The organism is Marinitoga arctica, from assembly GCF_054657315.1.
Window position 1 is genome coordinate 1 of the sequence record NZ_BAAHYY010000078.1, and the last position, 466, is coordinate 466.

At 31.1% G+C, this 466-nt stretch carries 1 protein-coding gene; it reads right to left on the reverse strand.

Annotation, left to right across the window (positions count from 1 at the left end):
* The coding region (locus tag ACYQ44_RS10430; protein WP_459997232.1) for a methyl-accepting chemotaxis protein at positions 1–466 on the reverse strand (466 nt) is incomplete at both ends.

Genomic DNA, 466 nt, shown 5'->3' on the forward strand with positions numbered 1-466 from the left:
ATTTTAAATTTTTCTAATCCTTTTACTAACACCTTAGCTTTTTCTTTTAATTCTGAGGTATATTGCTCTATCTGTTTTATACTACTACTTTGCTCATTTATTGCTTCTGCTATTTCTGAAATTTGGTCTGTTATATCTGCCACTTCTAATGTCATTTTTTCCATTCCTGCTGATATCTCTTCTGTTGATGCACTTTGTTCCTCTGAACTTGAACTTAAATCTTCTATGTCTATTGTTATTTTGTTTACTTTTTCCAATATCTTTTTAAATTTCTCCGATATCTTTTCTGATTCTTTTTCCACTTCTTTTATTACTTTTCCTGTTTCTTTCGTTGCATTACTTGCTTCGTTTGCTCCTTCTTGTATTTTTCCTAATATTTTCGCTATCTCTTCTGTTGCTTTTTTAGATTCTTCTGCTAATTTCCTTATTTCATCTGCTACTACTGCAAATCCCTTTCCTGCTTCCC